Genomic DNA, 23907 nt, shown 5'->3' with positions numbered 1-23907 from the left:
ACAGATTACTAAAAAAGCGCTCAGTGATGAGCGCTTTTAGACTATTATTATAGCTAAAATCATTGAACAAACTATTTTTAGTTTAAGACTCCTTAGTAGAATCAATCGACTTCGGCGCCTCAACACCAACTTCATCACCAACCGACTTCAATTCTTTAACAGTCTCATCATCAATAAACACGCCTTGCTTTAGATTGCCAGCATAATTTTTATACTCACGATCACCGGGAATCTTGATATCCTTATTTGGCAAATGCTTTAGGGCACGGATTCGATCAAACATCTTGGTGGCACTCTTCTTAAAGATCTCTGGGTCACCAAATAAGTTAGGATTGATTGTCAGCAGAAATTGACTAAAGTCGTGCTTGCCAGTATTTGTATCGGCAGAAATTGACCCTTGAGCTAGAATCCCCGTTAGAAGTTCGATAATGATGGAGTTGCCCATGCCTTTATAGTTGGAATTTTCCTCTCGGTTCCCGCCAAGAGTGAGCACACCGCCACCAGGCTGTTCTTCAGTAAAGGCAACTTTCGACAGATTGTCCTCAACTCGTTTTGCATCATGGTCAACAGTACGGTCTTTATCGACGGCCCAATCGCCAGGAATTGGTTCCCCTTTTTTGGCCAATACTTGAATTTTGCCGCTAGAAACAATTGAAGTAGCACCATCAAATACGAATGGATGCGGTTCAGCAGGAAAGGTGAAGGCAAATGCATTTGAACCTAAAAACGCATCCAAGGCATTTGTCGGCACAACTAATGGTCTCGTATTTGTTGTGGCAATTCCAATCAGCCCCTCTTTAACGGCTTTACGAGCATAGTAACCAGCTGTACCAAAATGATTTGAATTGCGAATCACAGCCGCAGCAATACCAACTTGCTTGGCCTTATCAATTAGATGATCCATGGCGTACGATGACGCAATTTGACCCATATTCTGATTTGCATCAATTAATAGACTGGTTGGTGTTTCACGTAAAACTTTAATCTTATTAGTTGGGACAATGGTGCCTTCCTTTATCATTCGCGTGTACCAAGCAATTCGCTGAATACCGTGGGACGAAATGCCACGAAGATCAGCATCTACCAATGTATCTGCAAGTAATTGACTGTCTTCATCCGAAAACTTGTATTGTTTTAGAACTTTTTCCAAAAACGATCTTTCTTCAATCGAGCTAATTCGCATAACCTTACCCCTCACTTCTTTATTGATAAACAAAAAATCGTCCTCGCAATGTAATCTTGCAAGGGCGATTTTAATTAAACCGCGATACCACCTTAGTTCACAGCCATTGAAGACTGCCTCATTTAGCACTGTAACGAATGCCAACCGAGACGCAATGCGCGTAGCCTAGTACTCCAAGCCCATATTCACCGAAGTCCATGATGTGCTCTCAGCCAGTGTACACTCTCTGTGCATTTCGTTTCGGTTACTCAACTCTCTAAGACTTTTGTTATTTTGTTTTAATGTTAATTCGTAAATGTCCCAATTGTCAAGAGTCTCAAAATGAAATACAGAATGGTTATAATTAAAGATAAGGGTAGCCTTCAAGGGCCGGCTATACAACTTGTAAAATTGATAATTTGCAATAAACGAATCAAAAAGAAGGGAGACAAAGTCCTTCTTTTTCCTGTCTATAATCAAGCCAAACTGAGAATCCTAGTTATCATCAAATAAGGTCACATAACTCTAATTTCTCAGTTTCCCTCTAAACTGTTTTCTGGCTAGCTTTTAACAACTTTTCTCTAAGTGCATCATCAGCTGCATAAATATAAAGTCCGTTCACACCCCTGGTCAACAGAACATTCAATTCATTGGCTAAAAGTTCATCGCTGACATATACTTTTTTACCATCTGCCAGTGTCCTTTGATGAATAGCGTTAGTATTTTTACTTTTTTCAGGATTAAACTGCACCCTACCATCTTTGTAAGTGACGGAAGGCCCAATAATAACACCACAATAATTTAAATCAAAACCTTGAATGGTATAAGTTGAGCCAACCTCATCTATTGTTTGAGACTGTTCTGGCCACGCTAAGCGTTGTACAGTACGTTCAGCCTTTAACTGCAAATTCCACGGTAATTCTAAATTGCCAGCTGTGACCATCCAATATTTACCGTCTGATCTCTTACGTTGGGTATATTCCCAGTCAAAAGTAGCAACTAGCCGAGAAATACCGTTTTCTTTTTGGTTAGAATTTTTGATTTTAATTTGTCTATACATTTCTGCTGCATCATCAAATATTCTTAAGTCGTAGTGCTTTGAATCTCTATGGATAGGCAGAACCTGGCGTCTTCCGTCCGTTATTGCTCGAATCCAGTCAATTGTTCTTTCATCCGCTCGCATTCTGAGTTGATTCTTCAATACAATTAAATTATTCTGCTTTTTAGATTTCTCACGTAAATTTTCAATATCTGTCTTTTCAAGATATTCTTCAGCTTTCAAAATTTGCCGCGGATCAAAGATGGCAACTGTAACCCGTGCTCTCGCCATAATATCCTCTAGTTGATTATTGCCCCGGTATGCCTGCTTCCCTTGTGTCCAGAGCAAATGCGCCTCATCTACAAGTACAACATCAACCTTTTCATCTGGTCTATGGGTATTTATAAAATGGGTAGCTTTTGATACAACGTCTTTATCTGAACTTTTTGTTATTCCCAATTTTATTAAAATATCACGATAAACTTTTAGTTGCTCATCATGATTCACAATAAGATGTAGTTTCAGATTACTAAATTGGGGATGGTCGTTACTCATCTGGTATTGGTGAAGCTGATAAAAGATGGTACTTAGCAAAACGGTTTTCCCTGATCCAGCTTCTCCCTCTACTAAAATGAGCTGATCTTCTTCATTTTCCAATAAAACATGAGTGATTCGATCTTGTATCAAATCCTTGGCCTTAAATTGTGCCTCAGTGAGTTTATGAAAGGGAGAAGCTTTAAATAGTGCCGAGTCTTGAATAATCCGTTCAACCGGAAATAAGTTTTCATCAATTTTTCTTAAACGTCGCCAAACTTTGGAAAAAATATTGTCACGGTCTTCTTCAGTGAAGTACTTATTTTGATCATTTTCTCTACGATTATTTAAATTTTGGACAGTGCTTACTCCGGACATGTATAACATCATTTTATTTTCAATGTCCAAAGTCAACGACTTGTTGAACCTATCGTGTCCAATGACAATCATTCTGGTATCATCCGCTGCTCTAAAGTCATCCCAATCCGGTCTCACCTTTGGATCTTCAATGAGATGCTGCGTTGTCCTTTGACGAATATTATTCGTTTCCCCAACATAAACATCATACATTCTATGCTTGTTCTTTTTATAAATAATATAAACTGTTGGATAATCGAGTAGCAGCTCACCAGTTGAAGTATTCTTGATATCATCAGTGAATTGTTTTAAACCTAACGGACTGTATGATGTTGATTTAATCACCGGATAAGCAAGATTAACCAAATTTACCCCTCCCTTTAAAGAATCTGATTTAAATTAGAACTTCCAATTGCGATTTTTATTAATCTGTAACTTTTCATAGACAATATCATTGGGATTAACGTTAAGCTTTTCGCACATGTAGTAGGCATAAGTCAGTGTATCAGCAATTTCTAACTTTAACGCCTGCAAATTAGCATCATCATTCAAAAATTCATCAGAGCTTTTGCTATCTTTCCAAAGAAAATGTTCATTCACTTCAGCAGCCTCAATTGACAAGGCACGTGCTAATGCCGGCAAAGTATGATATTTTTGCCAGTGTCGCTCATTTCTAAACTCAATTAAATCTGCTAGTACCTTTTCATAATCCATCTAGTCTTTCACCTCTATTTTTCGAACAATAGATTCAATTTTCGAATCATTTACTTGATTTCTTGTGTATCACCAAAAATATAAGCATTAATAAGTCTATCATGATGATTTTTGCTTAATTCAAATTGATCTGCCTTTAAATAAACCCGCGTTTATACTTCAAGTTCAACGTTAATTAAGTAGTCCAAAAAGTGTAATAATCATTTTCACAAGCAACCTTGTAAATAAAAAAGTTGGAATCATGTCTAATCTAAAATCAGATTATCATGACTCACAACTATTAACAACTATCATTTAAGGAACAAGACCAAATTCGAGAATAGCGGACACTCTAGCTATAAATTGATACTAGTCAGGCTATCTGCGAATCTTTTTGGTTATCATTACCACCCAGCTTTAAGCATACAGTATTTTGATTTTTTAACAAATTAATCATTGAACTGAAGCGTCAGCCAAGAGCTCATAACGCTGATCCTTTTGTACACTTCTATTAACATATCTATCCAAAAGTGGCCTTACTTATCCTCAACTAACGTTTGTCATAACATGTCGCTACTAATTTGAAAATTCAGGTAATCTTCGAAATTGTTAAAATTCTCAGTCACAACATAAAAATAGTCGGGATCAGGAAACATAATTAATATTCAAGGGCATTCAATAATTTTCTATTATCAATGAACGAATATCCAATTCATACTATTAAATCTCTCAAAACGTTATAGGAATAATCAAAACGACTTCTAAATAAATCACTCTACCATACTCCTTTGATTAACCGAGTAAAGTACAAAAAGTTAGATAGCCTTATCCGCCAAGATGATAAGGGAATTCAAAAATTTACGAATTGTCTGTCCATAATATTTAGCATCTTGATAACTCAATGGTAGACCTACAACACCTATTATGGCCTGTTCATACCGGGAAACCTCTTGAACAACCTCCTTACCATCAATTGGTGCAACAATCACTGAAATCTGTGTACTTGCTAAACTAGCATAAGCGATAATTTGATGGACATCATTTCGAATTCTCTTACGCTGTTCCTCAATGCCCTCATTCTGTCGTGGATAAAAGTACGACTTATACTTTGCATCCAGAATAATTTCTCGGCCTTCAAATTCGGCGATCATATCTGGCTCTAAATATTTGGGCATTAATCTGGAAACGTGGCGTGTATATCCTGGCAGCAAATGGTGAGCAACTCGAGGATTTTGATGTAATTTGGTAACTGACTGTTGAAGAAGTGTTTGTACATATCTTTCAAATAAAGTGGAGAAATCTATGCGCCAACTATACTGTTGTTTAACTTCCAGATCAATAAACCGATTTAAATCCCTTTTAAGTTGTGTTACAAATGCGCCTTCATTCTTTCGAATTTTAAAATGTTGGGTTTCCCGTTTTAAAAATCCAGAAATTGGTACGTATCGTCTTAAAAAAGCTTGATTTTCTCGCGTTCTTTGTTTAATTTGAATCGGTGTTAGTTGCCCATTCAAAATTGCTACACACTCTGCCAAAACATTTAATGCACGTCTGAATTCGGAATGGTTATGTGTGAGCAAATTAATCTTTGTTGGAAACAACAGTTGCTTTTGAGGATCCGCAGATTGTTGGGCATAACGTTGCCAGTTAACCTTTCCGAGAGGTCGATTAAGTTCTGTTTCTCGATTTTCAAATGAAATCCACGACTGCTCTTTGAGAACATTAACCATACTCTTCACTACTTCTTGAGCAAGTATATATTTCGGTGTTGGAGTACCTTCAGACCTTGTTAACGTATAGTTAGGATTTGTTTCCGAGCTTAAACTTAAACCCGAAAATTGAGCTAACCCGTCCATCCAGGCAAACCAATTACTTTCATCAGCACCATAGCGGGGCTTAACAATTAAATCAGTGCTCGTTTCACCACCATTTCTTTTCTGCATACGAATTGGAATAGCCCCAACATACCCGTTAGTTACTAAGTGCAAATCACCTGATAAGAAATATGTGTCAATATCTAGATATGTCAATACTTTACGGTTTAAATCAACAAATTTCATGTGGCTTTCAAGAGGATTTCGAGAATCTCTCATTTTTTTTGGTAAATGATAGATGTAATCGGTGAATGTTGGTATTTCAATAACTGAAACGTGGTTTTCTTGTCCCAACCTATTTACCTCCTAGTTAAAAAGAGTTTGTCGAATCTCACTCATGAAAAACTGGTTCAGAGCATCTTTAGCTGGTATCATAAAACCACTTTCAAGATATTCACGAATTAAAGGCAAGAGCTCGTATAACAAACGATCATTCATTTGGGAGTCACTATGGTCAGGAGTAAGATAATATGCTTGACCTGGTTCTAACATTAATTCTTCACTAGTGGCATACATTTGAAAAATATCATGCATTTCGTTAAATTGTTTTTCATGAAAAAACTGTTTAACTGGTTTGATATGATGTGGATACATGGTTAACCAAGCAAAACGACGTCGGAGTGCAAAATCAACAATTGCTAGTGATCTATCCGCCGTGTTCATAGTTGCCATTACATATAAGTTAGATGGAAGTGTTTCTATTTCGATGAGATTTTGAGGCTGGGCAATATCCCCCAATTGAACTTTGGCACGTGGCAAACCTTTCTCATTTTCAAATAAGTAGAACGCCTCACCTAGAACATTACTCAAATTTGCACGGTTAATCTCGTCAATCATCAATAAAATTTTTTTGTCAGATTTTTGTGCGAGCCTAATAGCTTTTAATAAGGGGCCTTCATAATATCTATAGCTCAAATGTCCCTCTGCATCTGTCACAGGTCGATAACCACCAACAAAATCCGAGTAGGTAGTTTCAGCATGAAATTGTGTAAAAACAGTCTCATAATCTTTTGCTAATTTATTCATTAGATAAGTTTTACCAGTTCCTGGTGCTCCTTGAAGAACGACGTACCGCCGTACGTCTAGCAAGTGGCTAGCCTGCGCCAATTCATTTTTAGTAACCTCATTATATTGATGAATAGCATTGATGAACTTTCCAACAATCTTTCGTTCTTCTGAGTTCGATGGCCATTGGCGAGCTTTAGCATAAACGGCAATGACAGCCTTATAGATGACCCAAAATGGATCATCTAAATCAATATGACTTAAACTTGGTTTGGGAACAAAAGCCACAAATAGATCCTGTTTGTGAGAATCAATCTCGTCTTCTCTATAAGCTAGCTCCAAATCTGAAAGTTGCTTTTTAGAAGAATCATCCGCAAAATCCAAGGCACAAAAGGACTTAATACTTATCGAATTTGCATTGGCAAAATTTATAATATCCTTTTGAAGATCAAAAAAAAGACGCCGTAATCCTGGTAAAGTTGCTAATTGATAATCATCACCAAAGCCTTCATTGCCAATATCCAGTGAAATACGATAATTCTCTTTACCTGGGTTAACTTTAACTGATAGGCCCGCATATGGTCCGGAAGGCGTTTGATCTGGACGAATAAATGAAATAAAACCATAGGTATTATTACTGCCCTTTTCAAGATTTTCAGAAACCGCCTTACGCGTTAGAAAAAGATTGTTCTGAGACCTATCTTGGCCGCCGACTTGTTTTAGTAAATCTTCCAGTTGTGTAACAAAAATATTTTTTGGTGTCATATTAATCTCCCAAATTTTCTTGATAATGTTATTATATGATGACTAGCTTTAAACCTCCAACTTAATTAATGAAAATTTGAGCACCATTTATAATATATTGAATTAAGTGTTATTAATATTTGATAATACAAGCAAACGCTCTTTGCCTTATTGACTGAACAGGTAGCATGAATTTTAAATTTAAAAGCAACATTTAGCTTGAGCCCCCAATTGATAAATTAGGCATGTTTTCAGGAACCAGAGATCTTGATTTTTTCACTGCTCAAAAAATGCTGACAAATCGATTTAATGTCTACAGTCTCAGAACATAATTAGCAATATGGTATCTTAAAACATGACTACATTAGCACCTGAAACGCTGGATGAATAAGACGCAGAGATTTAATTGAACAAGGAGAACAATCAAAGTGCATTAATCAAAACAGGTACTGAAGCTCAAACATCAAAAATTACTTGCGGCTGGTAGAATTACAGCTCTAAAAATTATAATTCTACAAATTCATGAGCTTTTGATAATAGATGAAGCCATCACATAGGTTTGTTACCCTATCTATATGATGGCTTTATCTATTATTCAAATATCTCAACCCAACAAAGTATTCTAAAGACGGTATCTTTTCAGACTCATTATAAAGATAATGCACATTTCTTCATCTATACTGACGTTTTAAGTTCAATAAACTTAATTCAAGCCTCTAAATCAGACGAATTAGATGTCTGCTCCAAATTTTTTGGCATTTTTTCGTTCGTTTTTTGTAAGCTTTTTCGTAACTTCTTATTCGCCCAAGTAACCACAGTAAAGCCAAAAAGGATTGTCATTAGAGGGTTTAAATAGGGGTAAAAGGCAAATTGAATATACTGAAATGCACTGACTCCTAGAGTAGCAGAACAGAAAATACCACTTACTCCCCATGGTACTAAAGCGTTGATATCAGCACTCCCAGTTGCTAAGGTTCTCGATAAGTACTTCCGATCAACATGGAGATCATCATACGATTGCTTAAACGTTTCACCAGGTAGAATTATCGAAAGATACTGTTCCCCAACAAGTAAATTCACCCCTAAGGAACCCAAAAAAGTAGCTAGTATTAACCTTCCTGGGGTACTAATCATTCTTCTCATACTATTAATCAATGTTTTAATGATCCCAAACTTAATTAATAATCCCCCAAGAGACAATGCCAGAATGATCAGAGCTACTGAACTTAGCATGTTGGTTATGCCCCCACCACTCATTAACCGATTAATGACGGTGTTGGTTCCAGCAACATGATTGCCATTTATGAGCAAATCACCAACTTGCTTAAAGCTAAATGAACTATCCTGAAATAGTGCCAGCACAATAGCAGTAAATGAGCCGAGTAACAGCGTTGGAACAGCTGGCATCTTACGCCAAGCCAGTAAAAGCAAAACGATCACTGGTAAGAATGTCCACAAAGAAATATGGTAGGTTGCCATTAGTTGAGTTGAAATATTTCGCACTGCCTTCAAATTGGTGTTTTTTGTCGAACGTAGACCAATGATTCCAAAACCAATCAATGAAATAACCGCTGCCGGAATGACAGTTAAGCTCATATTTTTTAAATGTGTATAAAGGTTAACCTTCGCAATCCCAGTTGTTAAATTCGACGTATCGGATAATGGTGACATATTGTTTCCTAAGAACGCACCAGAAACAACAGCTCCAGCAATGACAGGTGCCGAAAAGCCTAACACATGTCCAATACCCATGAAGGCAATCCCAATAGTGGAAACCGTCGTAAATGAACTGCCTACTGTGATACCAATAATTCCGCAAATAATAAATACAGTTGGTAAAAATAACGGTACTGAAATGAGCTTTAAACCAATATACATCATTCCCGCAATAGTCCCAGCTTTTAACCAGCTTGCAACTAAAATTCCAATCATTAAAAAGATGATAATCGGAATAATTCCGGGTGCAACACCATCGGAGATACCTTGAAAAATATCGTCCCATGAAATTTTCTTGAAGTGCCCATAGAACATGACCAGGGTAAATACAAACAAGATAGGAATTTGAGGTGACATATCGTATTTAATGATCATCACCCCTAAGATTACGAACATCGTCAGCATGACTGCCAAACTTTCTCCCAAATTAAACCTTGAGTCTTTACTAGAAGAATTCATCATAATTCCCCACTTTCAAAATAAAACAGGGACCTATCAACAGATAAGTCCCTGTTCGACATTCCAGTCAATCTAGAAATTATTCGTCGATTGTAAATCAGCTTGAACTTGAATCATCCATTCTTTATTTTTATTGCGATCGATAATAAGTGGAATCACAAACAAAATAAGTGTAATAACGATGACAAAGATTGATTGAATTAAGTCTGATGCTAAGAATGTAGCAGCAATAATCACGATAATACCAAATATCAAAGCATAGGCCACAAGGTATGCCAAAGCATTCCCCGTTTTTCCAAGTCGGTAAGGACGCTCTAAATCTGGCTGTGTCTGCCGTAATTTAATTAATGCTACCGCAATCAGAATATAGACTAATGCATAAATTACAGTAGTAGCATTTGTTAAAGTTAGGAAGACGTTGTTAACGTTTTTCATGACACCGTAGAGTAGTGCAAACAATGAAATGCAGACGCTTTGTGTAAGCACAACGTTTCGAGAAACGCCATAACGATTAGTTTTATGGTAGCCAAAGCTAGCTGGTAACTGTCCATCCCGAGCAACCTGAGTCATGGCTTTTGAAGGCCCGGTAACCCATGCGGATAATTGGATCAGAACACCAATCACAACCATGAAACTAAATATGTTTGCAATGATAGTTGGCCAACCAAGAATTTGGCACCAAAGTAAAATCGGTTGTGTAATATTCGAAAGTTGAATCTGACCATTTGGCACTGCATTGGCTACCAATATCCCGTTTAAAATATTCATCAGGATTAAACCGACGAGTGCAATAAAAATCCCTCTCGTATAGGTTTTTTTTGCATTATTCAACCGTGGAATAAAGACTGATGACATTTCAATCCCAGTATAGATAAAGGAAATAGCAGCAAAATATTGTAATGTCTGAAGATTACCCAGATTTGGCAATAATTTCGAAACTGAGAAAGTGCCCAGATAACTTGCCGGATCAATTCCCTCTTTAAATAATGCTGAAATGCCCATTACTAACATAATCACGATTGGAATATATACTCCTAGCCAGACGCCGACATTGCCCCCAACTTTTGCCATATCAAAGCGTAGGTTTAAAATCGTAATTATCCAGTAAAAACCAAGAATATTAGCTAAAATAAACCAGTGGTTATTACCAAGTGATACATTTCCAAAAGTATTCCCCCACAGTGGTCCAATTGTTGAAGCCACCATCACCATTCCTGGAAACATCTGAACCCAGAGTAGCCAAGCAGTTACAAAGCCCCATTTTTCGCCAAGGGCCGTTTTTACCCATAGTTGAGGACCGCCATCAGCCTGTAGCATTGTTCCTAGCTCACCTGAAATTAATGCAACTGGTAAGGCGAAGAACAACACTGCAAAAATCATATAGGTAATCTGAGACCAACCGGTAGCTGCGATAGAGGGAATTGATCGAACCGTTGCACAGAGTGCCATGGTCATTCCTATGAATGTACCAAGCCCTAATTTGGTCGCTTGTTTATTCATCTTTTTATCCCTTCAATACGTTTTATTATTTATCTATTCAGATAATTGTTTAGTTGTTTCTTTAACGAAAATGTTTTGCAAATATTGCTTCATCGCCAATTTAATCTTTGGTACAAAGTAATCAAAATTTTCTTGGCGGTTCATATATGGCGTCATAACTGATGCCCGGATAACTGTGACTTTTCCAACACTATTCCAGTCATTTTCACTGATACCCAGACTCTTTACAAACGGTAGTGGGCTATTCCCGTAATCTGGAATTGCAAAGTCAGTGTGTGAAACAATATATTCTTTGTTGTACAACGAACCCTTAACGTATGAAGCTTCCTCATAGAATTGATGATTCAGTCGGTTCATATCAGCCAAACTGTCATTATCTTTTTCTTTAAGTACATAGTCAACCATATTAAAATCGGGATTAACTAGTGGGTGAACTTCAACAGTTCTGTCACCAATTTTAAATGTTAAATTCTTCAGAAAGTCGTAATATCTGTGTGCACCTTCTAATGACGCACCTTCTAACTTGCCATAACCAGAAGCGTTTAATGGCAAAGTGTGGTGTGCTGCCCAAACTGAAGCGGCTGTCGCCCCAGCCTTTGAACCTTCGAGAATATATGCCCCTAGAAGTGCTGGAATATCAGCACCTTTTTCAAACACGTAAGTTGCAAAATACGAAATCGTATCACGCATAGCTACATCCTTAATGACAATACCTCCCGCAGCATAGGGAACGTATCCCATCTTATGAGGATCAATAGTAATTGACTCAGCCTCTGTAAATGCCTTGTAAGCTTCATAAACGTCTCTCTTGATATAATCCTTTGATTCTGTGAAGACGCCATATTGATTATGAAGATCCTTCATTTTGTCAAATGGCACAAAGTTATTGTTCTCATCGAGAAAAATCGTTCTGAAGTATCCACCATAGGCAGCGTCAACGTGTAAATAGAAATAAATACCCTCTTTTTCAAGTTTATTTCTCAAAGCGACAATTTGATCGATTTGATCAACTGCGCCCTCCTCAGTCGAACCTGCAACACCAACTACACCAAGGATTGGTGTTTGATCCGCAGTAATTTCACGAATGATTTTTTCCAGTTCATTAACGTCCATCCGATAGTTCTTATCAATTGGAACAGGGACAACTTGATCTAAGCCAATACCGATAATGTCAGCTGCTTTCATCCAGGAATAGTGTTTCGTTTGTGGTACCAACCACTTACCAAGCTTTTGGAGATTTTTACCACTCCTAGCTGATTTTGCTTTAAGGTCATCTAGTCGTTCGCCGGACTCTTCAACCAACTTCATGATTTCAGCAGTTGGCATGTTTAATAATTGCCAATCTGTTTTACCAGTTACAAGTTCAGGAGTCACCTCTTTCATCGCCAAAGGCAAGGATTTGATATTTCTGGCGTACCAAAGGCCTTCAAGATTGGCAAGAGAGCCATCGGCTACGATATGACCCCAACCGTTTTTATAACCCATCATAGTGGCAAACTCATTGCCAACTTCTTCTTCCATCTGGGAAGTTGCAGGAGAGGATTCATACGCCACATTATTGCCGTTCCAAAGCATCGCATAGTCATATGCAAGTATAGCTGGCATGAGTGTTTCAGAGTTCATGTGTCCCCAATAACGCCCTGCCGAATGCCATGGAACTGATTCAGTTCGAATCCGATTTGATACATCGTCCAAAACATGCCTCATTCGATTGACAGTATCCTTAAATTCTGGCGATTGTTGTTCTTCAGGCGAAATCATATTCTGATCTTGAGGAATATAGTTTTTACGCCAACCTAAATGCTCATCAACAAGTTTGTTCAACAGCTCCTTGTACAAGGCACCGTTTTCAGCTTTATCACCGATAAAGAGAGCGTCTAAATTTAAATCATTGATCTTCGAATCTGTGATTTCCATGGTAGCAGCCTCCAAATAGTTATAATAAATTTCAATTTGAGAATACGCTTTCAAAAATAACCTGTAAAGGGTCTAAAAATGAAATCTAAAAGTCTTTAGTTTCACATCTTTTTGCAATAAAGACTGAAAACAGGCATAGAAAAAGGCAATAACCGATATCGGTTATTGCCTTTTTCTACTCTGACACTAATTAAAAAATAATCTTTTATTTTCCAACCTTAGCCAGAAAATAATTCTTTTTCCCACGTCGAATAATAACAAATTTGCCTTCAAATTGTGCAGCTGGGTTAACCTCAAATTCTGTATCTTGGATTCTATTGCCATTGATTGTGATAGCTCCATTGTTGACATCTTCGCGTGCCTGACGCTTTGAGGATTCAATTTCAGTATCTACCAAAAAATCGACTATATTTCGGGGCTCCTTTGTAATTGACACGCTTGGAGCTTTGCCAAATGCATCTTCTACTTCATCAGCAGATAAGTCTTGTACATCTCCAGAGAATAGAATTTCAGTAATTCTTTGAGCCGTTGAAAGCGCATCTGATCCATGCACAAATTTTGTAACTTCCTCTGCAAGTCGTGTTTGTGCTAAACGTTTTTCGGGCTCCATTTTTACACTTTGTGCTAGTTTTTCAATTTCATCTTGATCTAGAAAAGTGAAATATTTAAGATATTTCACTACATCTCGGTCATCCTGATTTAACCAGAATTGATAAAACTCGTATGGTGAAGTCTTTTTAGCATCCAACCATATTGCTCCACCAGCAGTTTTACCAAATTTGGTTCCATCAGCCTTAAGCATCAAGGGAATCGTTAAACCATAAACTTCTTCATCAGCGCCATCAATTTTGTGAATCAAATCAATCCCGCTGGTAATATTACCCCACTGGTCAGCACCACCAATTTGTAACTGTATACCATAATCGTGATGGAGCGTCAGAAAATCGACCGATTGTAGGATTTGGTAGGTAAATTCAGTAAAGGAAATACCCACATCTAGTCGACTAGCAACAATGTCTTTTGCTAGCATGGTGTTAATATTCACTAATTTCCCGTAATCACGTAAAAAATCAAGTAGTGAAAGCTTTGAAAGCCAATCGTAATTATTGACAAACGAGATATTAGAACTGCCACCAAACAACTTCTGCATTTGCTGGGTCAGGGCTTTAACATTGGCTTGAACCTTTTCCATAGTCTGCAACTGACGTTCAGATTTTCTGCCGCTTGGGTCACCTATACTACCAGTAGCTCCACCGATAAGAATATAAGGATGATGCCCTGCAAGCTCAAAGCGTTTCATCATCATGAACGGAATCAAATGACCAATATGCATACTATCACCAGTCGGATCCACGCCGCAATATAACGAAATACTCTTGCTGTCAGTTAGCTTTTTGAGGCCTTCAGCATCCGTCTGCTGATTAACAGCCCCTCGCCAAGTTAGCTCGTCAATGATATTCATGTCTTCAACCTCCAAGTGAATTCTTTGATATCAGACATAAACATAAGCTAGCGATGTAAACGGTGTCAATAAATATTTTTCTAACTTTACATTAACGTTTTCATAAATAATACACTCGCTTTCATAAAAGCTATTGTGCAATTCGATGATTTCCATTGTCAAATTTGTGCTGTTCCGTAGCGGCTTCATCCTCGGTCATACCCGTAACAACTTCCATACCCCTTTTGGTCACAACTAGTTGTTTACCAAACTTTCGGATAGACCCTTTTGGAAATTTCCATGGTGTCTTTCTATATGCTTGGCGAACATAATCGTCAGCTTTATGCCATCGCCTCGCCGCCTCACTAGAAGACATGATATCCTGATTATTCAAATCAAACATATTATCACCTACATACTTTATCTCTCTTTGTAATCAGTATCCGATCCCTTACGAACTACTTTTATTAAGTGCATAGAGGTTAGCCAAAGGCCAATCACAATGCTTAAAATCATAATTGCAATCAATAATCCGGACATTAAATTAACGTTTGACCAACTAGAATTAATCAGTATAATGAACAAAGGAGTCAGCAAAAGCAAAGTGATGATTAGTCTAACTGAGTTGGTTTTAAGCGCTTTATGGTTCTTTAAATTCGTATTCACCATACGCATATACCTCCTATGATATAAAGAGACGTTATTACTGCCATAATAACTTCACTTTATTCAGTCAATTATTGACTAGTGTCCGCTATTTAACACATGGCCGCATTCTGCACAAATAATTTCGCCATTATTGTGTTTTTCAAAAACAATATCGCCACATTCTGGGCAATGAATCGTAACATCTGCTGATTTCATAATTGTCACCCCTATTTATTTTTTACATCAAGAACAAAAACGTCCCTTCATTATCACTAATGAAGGGACGTTTTTTAACGCGGTACCACCCTAGTTCAAGACGCCCAAAAAGCATCTCACACTTGCTCCCAAGTATCGGTGGAAAAACCGCATTCTATAACTTTAGTATTTCAAATTATTACCCTGCATAGTTTGCACCAACCACTATTTCTCTAATCACCCAGGTAATATTCTAATTGTAAAAGTTAAAGTTAAGGACGTTTTGATGTTGTAATTACACTATCACTCGGAAAAAAAATTGTCAATTAATATTCACAATATTTATTTATAAAATTTAATCTTGCTCATTTTTTACTCATTATCTAGACCAAAAATTATGTTTAGTCTGAGTTATTTATTATTTGGAATAACTATATATACTTACTTTATATCTGCAATACTAAGACATAATGTCCTTTATTCAGGACAATTTCACAAAGAAATTTCTGGAGAAAAAAGTTGTCATCTACCCTTCAAAAACTATATTACTGCAATTAATTCGGCCAAAAAATAAGTATTTATAATATATGAAACATTTTTAGAAAAAAGTTGCATCTCTTGTTTAGAACCGCATATTGATGGATCGATCAAGGATCAACTATCCTGAGAATGTAATTATAGTTCGCAACCTTCGCAATCAATCATCATTTTAAACCTCCATGCATAATTAACCCACAACCGCTTCCAAATTCGTAACACAATCGTAACTTACGCGCTCTCACCCATTAGTGTATAGTTACCAGCATTGTGAAAAGAATAGGAGAATGAAATGCCTCGTAATTTTAAAGAAGAAGTTGTCTTCACTGCCATTATGGCTGGCCTGATGGTCCTCGTAATGGTGGGCTACAATGTTGTTTTGGTCGAAGGTTTCACAAAGAGCCTTCCATTGCACACGCTCGTTGAATATCCCGGTGGCCTTGTTGTTGCCGTCATTCTTGACATGCTGGTTGTGGGGAAAATCGCTAAGGGCCTGGCTTTTAAGTACATTATCAATGATTATATGAAGAAGAATGTAGTTCTGATTGGTATCACGATTTCAGTTTTGATGGTAATTGGTATGGTCACCTGCATGTCACTGTTCGGCATCATCATGGCTGGCCATGTTTCCCTTGCTGCGTACGGACACGCATGGATCTTCAACATCATCATGGCACTGCCGCTACAACTATTCATTGTCGGACCAATTGCCCGTGCTATTTTGGGTAAAATGCAGGCTGCAAGCGATCAAACTGCTGAATTGAAGTCCAAAACATTGAGCAAACAAGTCGAAGAAGAATAAAGTCAGGTTGAAATCTAGAGCTGCCTAGGTCGACTATAGTTTTTCGTTTAAACACTGCTAAGAATAAATCAAAGTTTCAATACCACAACGAATTTGAATTTATAACATAAATCAGATTCTCGCCAAAAGGTGCCACTAGATGAATTTCCCAAAATTGGTCATTCATCAAGTGGCACCTTTTTAGCCTCTCGGTGTGTTACTACATTCCACCACACTTTTTAGATTTCATCCCCACTCACCCTATTAATCGACTATAATATTTAAGAGTCTTACTCCGGAAAAGAGGTTGCAAACATGCAGAAGGAACTTAACTATTTTCATCAAAATCTTCGTTCGTACTGGCAAACTGAACTCGTTAACCTTATTATTTTCATTTTTGTACTACTTGCCACCGTTTTTTCCAGGCTATTTGGTCAACCTAGTTTCCTGTCTGCACGCGTCTCTAACGCAATGACCATTATTGCTTTCACCATTATCGGTGTGCTTATCATCTTGTTATTTGGTCGCATCCATCGGCAAGCTGAGTCACTTGAACGTTTTCGTCTTTTCATGGGAGAAGATGGCAAACAAATTGAGCCTAGTTTAAAACCGTTATATGACAAATGCAGGAAATATTATCACAGTGGCAAGCGCCTCGATCACGTCAACGGTGTCATTGCGCTTGGTATTATTTGCGGTTATCTACTACTAAATCATTAAAAACAGCCCTTCAACTCTGATGCAAACGTTTTTCATTGCCCATTAGTTAATTGAGGGCTGTTTTTCATCAGGAATTATCCCTTCTACGTGATATAAACAATCTAGAAGGGCGTGTCTAATTTCACTTGATTTTCAATAATCAATTTCCCAGTACTAATCATGAGCCATAAACGTTCCACATGAAACAATCGACTGCAGAAGGCTTGTTTATCCTGAAAAATGGACTACAATAGAGTTGTAGTTTTAGAACGTATGTTCGAAAAGGAGGCATCTCATGGCTTTACATTTATTCGATCCTGATGACCCTACTCAAAAAAACGATGATAAACAGCGTAAACAAGCCTTGGATCATGCAATGCATGATATTGAAAAGAAATTTGGTAAAGGTGCTTTGATGCGCATGGGTGATAAACCCAATCTAGAAATCGAACGGTTCTCGTCCGGTCTGCTTTCACTGGATCATGCCCTTGGTGGCGGTTACCCGCGCGGCAGAATCATGGAGATCTATGGTCCTGAGTCCTCAGGGAAGACGACGCTAGCACTAACAGCGGTTGCCTCCTTGCAAAAAGAAGGTGGCATCGTTGCTTATATCGACGCTGAAAACGCCCTTGATGCGACCTATGCCAAAGCTCTAGGTGTCAATCTAGACCAATTACTGTTATCACAACCAGGGAGCGCCGAAGAAGGCTTTCAGATTGCTCATGACTTGGTTCAAAGCGGTGCCATTGATATGGTCGTTTTTGACTCCGTAGCAGCAATGGTGCCAAAGGCAGAAATTGATGGTGAAATCGGTGACAATCACGTTGGCCTGCAAGCCCGCCTAATGTCACAGTCACTTCGGGCACTGGCTGGTATGGCTAATCAAACGCAAACCACGTTACTTTTCATTAACCAGATTCGTGAAAAAATCGGTGTGATGTTTGGTAATCCAGAAGTGACGCCAGGTGGTCGTGCCCTGAAATTCTACGCAACAGTTCGGCTCGACATTCGTAAACGTGAAAACATTAAGGAAGGCACCGATATTATTGGCACCAATGTGAAGATCAAAGTCACTAAGAACAAAGTTGCACCGCCCCTGAAGCAAATTGAAGTTCAAAACCTCTTTGGCCACGGCCTTTCACGGGCCGGTGACATTTTGAACTTAGCTGTTGATAATGATGTGATTCAAAAATCCGGATCCTGGTATTCATATAATGGTGAACGAATGGGTCAAGGGCAAACTAATGCCCTTGATTATCTGGAACAGCATACTGACGTTCAAGATGAAATTGCGGATAAGATCAAAGCAATCTGGGACGGCGATAAAGGTGACTCACCCTCGGATGGTAAAGATTCTGAAGTTTCCTAGGGTAAGGGAATGATCATAAACGTTCTTAACGATTTTTAAAACTCGCAGTTGTCTTGATGACAGCAGATTTAATGCCGTTTTCCTAATTTAAGGATTACTTTGGCTTCGGTATGTCACATTAAATCGTTCTAACTTTTACAAAAAGCACCAGACAGTCCCCCGGTCGGAGCCCTGTCTGGTACTTTTTTCAATGAAGTACTCACTTTTAAATACATATCATTAGCATTTTCACCTGGTCACCAGCCTATTCAAAGATCCGTTTAACTTTCGCCATAATTACTAGAAAATTAAGTCAAATTGACTAAACTATTTTTAATGTCTGATCAACTCATAACCAAAAAGCTACAATCAAGAATGTTGCATTCACTTAAAATAAGGAATTAAGACTTTACTGTCTTAGCTCCCATTTTATTTTCTAGTTAAAACCCGTATACTTGATCCAGAAGAACTTTCAGGAGGATAATATGCCAAAAAGAATTACTCGTGAATCGGTACTAAACGATGCTAGAAACAACATCGCCGATTTTCTTAAAACCAAAGCCTTTCAGCAATCATCTGTAAACAATCCGGAAGTCAAGAAACTGGCTCCCGAGTATTTACTTGAATTCACCAGTCAAATGTACGATATTTGGGGCCAGCATCCGCGCACGTGGACAATAAAAGCCGCTCAAGAAATAATTCTTATCGGCGATCCATACTGGGAACTTCTCGAAGCGCGCTTGTATTCGTTGGACTGGCTATCCATCTTGAGTGAGTATGTGACCTACTTAATGTCGATTGGCGAAATCAAGGGCACTAGCCTGCTGCCAAAACGGCTCGAGGGAAACATTGCAATGCGTTTTAGAGCTGGTATGGGCTTTCAAAGTTACTATTTACTTGCCAAGCTTCGGCAAATCCAGCACGTCCCACCAATTAAAGACAGCGATCAGTTTGAATCTTATCGCCAAGCCCATATCAGTGACGTGCTTTTATTTGCGGAAAATTCAACTTTCGAAGAACTTCAGGATATCTACCATGAGATGCATATGTTCCAAATGCCACTGAATACAGTTGCCGACCTGCTTAGAAACAGTTTAAGTAGCTTGTACCCTAAGAATGCTGAATATAAAACAGACGCCTTCGAAAGTGCCATGGATGCCTTGCTTGAAACGGGCAAAGACTACTCAACCACTTTAATAGACCGCATCCTAATTGCAGCCTCAATTGATGATATTGATTTGAAAGAAGCTACCGCTAGGAAACAATTTCTTAACACTCACCAAACTGTTTTAGATGTTGTTTCCTCAGTAAAAACCGTTCAATCCAAGTTAGAAAAAGCCATCAGTGACCAGTCCATCCCCGCCCTTCAGTATTTAAAACATGACCAAATGGAACTTAACACGGCTGAAATTGATATTGAATCCCTCGGTTTTCAACCGGTCAATGACGGACGCTATCAATATTTGGATCCTGAGACCTTGCAACCGCGCTACTTATCAGCCGACACAATGAAAACGTTAAAGCGTCTTTTCGGCTCCAATACTCGACCCAAAGAAATGCTTGAAAAAACCCAACAAGCCCGAAGTGAACACAAAGATTTAGACCAAGCGACGACTTTTGCCATTCAAACAGACGTCCTCGTACCATTTTTACCGAAAGAACAGTCTCTGATTAAGTCGTTCACGAATAATTTTGACTTGTATTTCCAAGACACCCCCAAAGGCTTTAAGCTGACGGTCAAGGAGGTTAGAGCAACTCTGAACCACTTTTATAATGACATGTTTATCCAAACCGGCCGTGTCCCGCATAAATGGAATGGTCAAGCATTTACCCAGATTCTATTCGATTCGCACTTAGTTTGGCACAACATGAAGACACAAGAGGTAAAGGATACTTTCGAGGTGATGTCACGCTTCGTCGACTTTATAGCCAGGCAAGAACATCTTTCTCAGGATGAATCCATGCAAACTGCTCTTTCTGACTGGGTCGATAAACTTGTACCCTTTAATGACTTTGATGACGGATATGCTGATGTTAGTGACGAATTTGCGCCAGATGACACTGATTACTCAAATTTCATTGTCAAACTATCTTATGTATTTAATAAACCAAACCACGGAATTGATACGAATTTAACGGCTTTCTTAGCTGAACATGACGTTGCCGCCATCCTGTTGGCTGATGGTTTCAATCTGACGAATCTCATTGACTTTGACAGTAATGTGCTTAATTTAGAGACGCCAGAGACTTATAATAATTTCCGTATCAACTGGTTCTTCTCCTCAGTAAAACCAACCTATACCAAAGTTGAAGCAGCAAAGCTGACTAACATTCCAAGTACCTTAAGCGATAACGATTTTTGGAACTCCGCAGCTAGTTATCTGCTTAATAGTCAGGTAGCGGTACCAACTAAAAAACGGTTCCAGATTGCTCTTCAACATGAACTTGACCAAAGTGAACCGCCAACTAGTAAGCAGATCGAGGCTTTCGCGAATAAGTACGATAAGTGTCGTGAAGCACTTGACCTAACGAAGGCCGAATTCAAAACGTTACTGGCTCCAGACCCGCAATTGCTTCAAGCCTCGCTCACTCATCATCAGGGGATGTCGCTTGACGCCGCTCGAAAATTAGCGAAAAAAAGACGTAAACGACGTTAATAAAACACTTTGTCAATTTGCTAAGCACTCGTTTCGACTAGAACTCCCCCGAAACTTTTATTGTCACTGCCTTGGACTGAATGAAAAATGGGCCGTCCAGGGTTTGGAACAAATCTTAAAATTCGCTGCCAGTTCAATAAGCATTGGCCGACTATTACAGGTCCATTCCAAGAATGTCATACCATTCGAACACCGCCTAAACAAGGTCACTCACAAGACAGCGCTTGAGCTTGGTGAAGCCAAAAAGTCTAAGGCTGATTCAGAACCAGAAGTGGTTTCTTTGGATGAGATCCGCAAGTGAGTCAGAAAGCATAAACGCTAAAAACACCTTGTGTAGATGCAGTTCCTCCCCAAACTGTATTTACGCAAGGCGTTTTCTTTTCTAATCCTTCAATGAAACCTCATCCCGCCATCGACCTGCAGACTTTGGCCGGTAACATAACCGGCACCGGGACTGACGAACCAGGCGACAACTTTAGCAACATCCGCTGGCGTCGCTTCTCGTCCAATGGCAATCTCACTCAGACAATCAGCCTGCTGTTTCGCAATCGATTCGTGCTTGATTGCCGCTGTTTTTTCATCAATGGCATCACGCATCTTGGTGCGCACGATACCCGGATTATAAGCGTTCACCGTGATTTTATCCTTGGCAAACTCCTTCGCTGCAGACTGCGTCAGTCCACGGATAGCAAACTTGGAAGCTGAATAAGCACTTTGAAGCGCTGAGGCTTCGTACCCTGCCAGCGACGCAGCGTTCACGATTCGACCACCATGACCCTGTTCTTTGAATTTCTTGCCAGCCGCTTGGATCCCCCAGTAAGTGCCACGCAAATTGACATCCAACAAGCGCTCCACGTCAGCCGGATCAGAATCAACGAAACTGTCAATGAAGGCGACGCCAGCGTTATTAACGTAAACCGCCAGTTCGCCTAAGTCATTCACCGCCGCATCAACTAGGTCAAACACCTCATCACGGTGTGCGACATCCACGTGGTAGGCCTTGGCGCGATACCCCTCGTCATTAAGATCCTGCGCAACCTGAGCAGCAGTTGTGTTGTTGATGTCTGCCACAGCGATGGCGTAACCGTCCTTGGCTAATCGATGGGCAATACCTTCACCGATACCCTGTCCTGAACCCGTAACGATCGCTAATTTTGCCATTTTGGCAGCCTCCTTTTAATACTGAAAATTTAATCGAGTTTGTGATTAAATAATGTGACGTTCAAAGGGATCATCGCTGATGCCCTTTTCCAGAATGTCTCTTGACCATTGCTTAGCTGAAAATAGTGAGTGGTCGCGGTAGTTACCACAACTGTATTTATCAGTTCCCTGCACATCTTTCCATTCGATCTTGTTGGCAATTTCGTCCAGTGAACCCTTCAGCGCCTTAGCGACTTCGGTAGTGGAATGCGTCCCCCAAGTGATTAGATGAAAGCCAGTCCGGCAACCAAATGGCGAACAGTCGATCACCCCGTCAAGGCGGTCACGCAGCAGACCTGCCAACAAATGTTCGATAGTGTGTAGGCCAGCAGTTGGAATGGCGTTTTGATTTGGCTGTACCAATCGCAGGTCATAGTTGCTGATGGTATCACCCTTTGTCCCGTGTTCCTCAGTAATCAAACGAACATATGGTGCTTTAACCTTTGTGTGGTCCAATGAAAAACTTTCAACTTTTGCCATAATTGATGATCTCCTTTTTTAAAATGCAGTTTACTTCAGGTAACTTAACGGTTTGTTAACTTCAATCTTGGTGCCGTAATACTTATCCTTGATGTACTTTTGAATATCCTTCTTGTGGTACAACTTCACGAGCTTCTTGTAGTTAGCGTTGTTCTTATTTTTGGCAGCGGTGGCTAGGATATTGATGTTATCTTTAGTACTTTGGTCAACTTTTTCGTGATAGATTGAATCAGTCAGGACGTGAAGATGGCCTTCCAACGCAACCGTGTTAGAAATTAGTACGGCGTCCACGTCGTTAATGACCCGTGGTCCTGTCGTATCATCGATCTGCTTGAACTTAAAGTGCTTCGGATTACTCTTAATATCCTTAATTGTTCCCACGTAGCCAAAGTTCTTATCCAGCTTGATCAAGCCAGCCTTCTGTAACAGGATCAAACCCCGAGCAGCTTGTGATGGGTTGTTCGCGATGGCGATGGTTGCGCCAGCTGGAATCGCCTTAACACTCTTGTATTTCTTAGAATACAACCCCATTGGCTCCATGTAAGTTGTTCCTAAAGCAGCTAGCTTATTGGACTTATTTTGATTGTTATAGGTTAAGTAATATGACCAGGACTGGAACGCATTAACGTCCACATCACCATCAGCAGTCGCTTTATTCAACTGGACGCCATCCGCAATATTGCGAACTTTGATTTTAAGTCCCAGTTTCTTAGCATCATTTGACTTGGCAATATGTTGCCAGATATCAATATCAGAGCCTTGAGAACCAATTGTGATGGTACTTGATTTACTAGTTTTAGCCGCTTGGCTACTTGAGACACTGTGAATACCAAAGCCCGCTAACACGATCACAACAATAATGCCAATTAACCAATACACACTTTTCTTCATTTGCTTTGCGCCCTCTTCTTCCCAAATTTT

At 39.1% G+C, this 23907-nt stretch carries 19 protein-coding genes; 5 read left to right on the top strand and 14 right to left on the bottom strand.

All coding sequences use genetic code 11. The annotated features are described in order from the left end of the window. Positions 1-82: 82 nt before the first annotated feature. The 11 genes from GM612_RS02985 to GM612_RS02940 all read right to left on the bottom strand — a co-directional run bounded on the left by GM612_RS02985 (position 83) and on the right by GM612_RS02940 (position 15305). Positions 83-1183, bottom strand: coding sequence for an Ldh family oxidoreductase (locus GM612_RS02985; RefSeq protein WP_155430893.1), 1101 nt, complete (start codon positions 1181-1183; stop codon positions 83-85). Positions 1184-1706: 523 nt separating this feature from the next. After that, a complete protein-coding gene (locus GM612_RS02980) occupies positions 1707-3458 on the bottom strand; it encodes a DUF2075 domain-containing protein (RefSeq protein ID WP_155430892.1) in 1752 nt (583 codons plus the stop codon). 33 nt (positions 3459-3491) lie between these two features. Next, positions 3492-3806 carry a nucleotide pyrophosphohydrolase gene (locus GM612_RS02975; protein ID WP_155430891.1) on the bottom strand — a complete coding sequence of 105 codons (315 nt, stop codon included), beginning with the start codon at positions 3804-3806 and terminating at the stop codon, positions 3492-3494. Positions 3807-4600: 794 nt separating this feature from the next. Beyond that, positions 4601-5953: a 5-methylcytosine restriction system specificity protein McrC gene (locus GM612_RS02970; protein WP_155430890.1), complete on the bottom strand. Its 1353-nt coding sequence runs from the start codon at positions 5951-5953 to the stop codon at positions 4601-4603. Between the two features lie 12 nt (positions 5954-5965). Next, positions 5966-7429 carry an McrB family protein gene (locus tag GM612_RS02965; RefSeq protein ID WP_155430889.1) on the bottom strand — a complete coding sequence of 488 codons (1464 nt, stop codon included), beginning with the start codon at positions 7427-7429 and terminating at the stop codon, positions 5966-5968. 687 nt (positions 7430-8116) lie between these two features. Then, complete coding sequence (nhaC, locus tag GM612_RS02960) at positions 8117-9583, bottom strand: Na+/H+ antiporter NhaC (protein ID WP_425500325.1); 1467 nt, start codon at positions 9581-9583, stop codon at positions 8117-8119. A 72-nt stretch (positions 9584-9655) separates the two neighbouring features. Then, positions 9656-11083: a tyrosine-tyramine antiporter gene (gene tyrP, locus GM612_RS02955; RefSeq protein ID WP_155430887.1), complete on the bottom strand. Its 1428-nt coding sequence runs from the start codon at positions 11081-11083 to the stop codon at positions 9656-9658. A gap of 33 nt (positions 11084-11116) precedes the next feature. Continuing rightward, positions 11117-12994 carry a tyrosine decarboxylase gene (tdc, locus tag GM612_RS02950; protein WP_425500324.1) on the bottom strand — a complete coding sequence of 626 codons (1878 nt, stop codon included), beginning with the start codon at positions 12992-12994 and terminating at the stop codon, positions 11117-11119. 211 nt (positions 12995-13205) lie between these two features. Next, the gene (gene tyrS, locus GM612_RS02945) at positions 13206-14462 is read right to left on the bottom strand and encodes a tyrosine--tRNA ligase (RefSeq protein WP_155430885.1); all 1257 of its coding nucleotides are present in this window, start codon (positions 14460-14462) and stop codon (positions 13206-13208) included. Positions 14463-14592: 130 nt separating this feature from the next. Then, positions 14593-14817: a helix-turn-helix domain-containing protein gene (locus tag GM612_RS12385; RefSeq protein WP_425500323.1), complete on the bottom strand. Its 225-nt coding sequence runs from the start codon at positions 14815-14817 to the stop codon at positions 14593-14595. A 368-nt stretch (positions 14818-15185) separates the two neighbouring features. Further along, on the bottom strand, positions 15186-15305 hold the full coding sequence (locus tag GM612_RS02940) for a TFIIB-type zinc ribbon-containing protein (RefSeq protein ID WP_155430884.1): 120 nt from the start codon (positions 15303-15305) through the stop codon (positions 15186-15188). Between the two features lie 808 nt (positions 15306-16113). Here GM612_RS02940 and GM612_RS02935 point away from each other — a divergent pair. From GM612_RS02935 to GM612_RS02915, 5 genes are all read left to right on the top strand, one after another. Beyond that, positions 16114-16623, top strand: coding sequence for a DUF2798 domain-containing protein (locus GM612_RS02935; protein WP_155430883.1), 510 nt, complete (start codon positions 16114-16116; stop codon positions 16621-16623). A 294-nt stretch (positions 16624-16917) separates the two neighbouring features. After that, positions 16918-17322, top strand: a complete 405-nt coding sequence (locus GM612_RS02930) for a hypothetical protein (protein WP_155430882.1) — start codon at positions 16918-16920, stop codon at positions 17320-17322. Positions 17323-17596: 274 nt separating this feature from the next. Beyond that, entirely contained in the window at positions 17597-18670 is a 1074-nt protein-coding gene (gene recA / locus GM612_RS02925) for a recombinase RecA (RefSeq protein WP_155430881.1), read from the top strand. A gap of 464 nt (positions 18671-19134) precedes the next feature. Then, positions 19135-21306, top strand: coding sequence for a hypothetical protein (locus GM612_RS02920; RefSeq protein ID WP_155430880.1), 2172 nt, complete (start codon positions 19135-19137; stop codon positions 21304-21306). A gap of 103 nt (positions 21307-21409) precedes the next feature. Beyond that, positions 21410-21607: a hypothetical protein gene (locus GM612_RS02915; RefSeq protein WP_155430879.1), complete on the top strand. Its 198-nt coding sequence runs from the start codon at positions 21410-21412 to the stop codon at positions 21605-21607. Between the two features lie 89 nt (positions 21608-21696). Here the strand turns inward: GM612_RS02915 and GM612_RS02910 are convergent, their stop codons facing one another. From GM612_RS02910 to GM612_RS02900, 3 genes are read right to left on the bottom strand one after another with little or no spacing between them, the layout of a single operon-like run. Continuing rightward, positions 21697-22467: an acetoin reductase gene (locus tag GM612_RS02910; RefSeq protein WP_155430878.1), complete on the bottom strand. Its 771-nt coding sequence runs from the start codon at positions 22465-22467 to the stop codon at positions 21697-21699. Between the two features lie 45 nt (positions 22468-22512). Next, a complete protein-coding gene (locus GM612_RS02905) occupies positions 22513-22986 on the bottom strand; it encodes an S-ribosylhomocysteine lyase (RefSeq protein WP_155430877.1) in 474 nt (157 codons plus the stop codon). Positions 22987-23016: 30 nt separating this feature from the next. After that, positions 23017-23877 (bottom strand): MetQ/NlpA family ABC transporter substrate-binding protein, encoded by an 861-nt coding sequence (locus GM612_RS02900; protein ID WP_155430876.1) that lies wholly within the window; start codon positions 23875-23877, stop codon positions 23017-23019. Positions 23878-23907: the final 30 nt, after the last annotated feature.

Origin of the sequence: Secundilactobacillus folii, from assembly GCF_009720675.1 — a bacterium.
Classification (GTDB): domain Bacteria; phylum Bacillota; class Bacilli; order Lactobacillales; family Lactobacillaceae; genus Secundilactobacillus; species Secundilactobacillus folii.
Note: the sequence above shows the minus strand (reverse complement) of the source record. Positions and strands in the feature narration are given on the sequence as shown.

Bases quoted from the DNA above. Each gene is read 5' to 3' on its own strand.
- GM612_RS02900 (WP_155430876.1), bottom strand. From the start codon at position 23,877: ATGAAGAAAAGTGTGTATTGGTTAATTGGCATTATTGTTGTGATCGTG.
- GM612_RS02920 (WP_155430880.1), top strand. From the start codon at position 19,135: ATGCCAAAAAGAATTACTCGTGAATCGGTACTAAACGATGCTAGAAAC.
- GM612_RS02985 (WP_155430893.1), bottom strand. From the start codon at position 1,183: ATGCGAATTAGCTCGATTGAAGAAAGATCGTTTTTGGAAAAAGTTCTA.
- GM612_RS02930 (WP_155430882.1), top strand. From the start codon at position 16,918: ATGCAGAAGGAACTTAACTATTTTCATCAAAATCTTCGTTCGTACTGG.
- tyrP (WP_155430887.1), bottom strand. From the start codon at position 11,083: ATGAATAAACAAGCGACCAAATTAGGGCTTGGTACATTCATAGGAATG.
- GM612_RS02935 (WP_155430883.1), top strand. From the start codon at position 16,114: ATGCCTCGTAATTTTAAAGAAGAAGTTGTCTTCACTGCCATTATGGCT.
- GM612_RS02905 (WP_155430877.1), bottom strand. From the start codon at position 22,986: ATGGCAAAAGTTGAAAGTTTTTCATTGGACCACACAAAGGTTAAAGCA.
- nhaC (WP_425500325.1), bottom strand. From the start codon at position 9,583: ATGAATTCTTCTAGTAAAGACTCAAGGTTTAATTTGGGAGAAAGTTTG.
- GM612_RS02910 (WP_155430878.1), bottom strand. From the start codon at position 22,467: ATGGCAAAATTAGCGATCGTTACGGGTTCAGGACAGGGTATCGGTGAA.
- recA (WP_155430881.1), top strand. From the start codon at position 17,597: ATGGCTTTACATTTATTCGATCCTGATGACCCTACTCAAAAAAACGAT.
- GM612_RS02940 (WP_155430884.1), bottom strand. From the start codon at position 15,305: ATGAAATCAGCAGATGTTACGATTCATTGCCCAGAATGTGGCGATATT.
- GM612_RS02975 (WP_155430891.1), bottom strand. From the start codon at position 3,806: ATGGATTATGAAAAGGTACTAGCAGATTTAATTGAGTTTAGAAATGAG.
- GM612_RS02965 (WP_155430889.1), bottom strand. From the start codon at position 7,429: ATGACACCAAAAAATATTTTTGTTACACAACTGGAAGATTTACTAAAA.
- GM612_RS12385 (WP_425500323.1), bottom strand. From the start codon at position 14,817: ATGTCTTCTAGTGAGGCGGCGAGGCGATGGCATAAAGCTGACGATTAT.
- tyrS (WP_155430885.1), bottom strand. From the start codon at position 14,462: ATGAATATCATTGACGAGCTAACTTGGCGAGGGGCTGTTAATCAGCAG.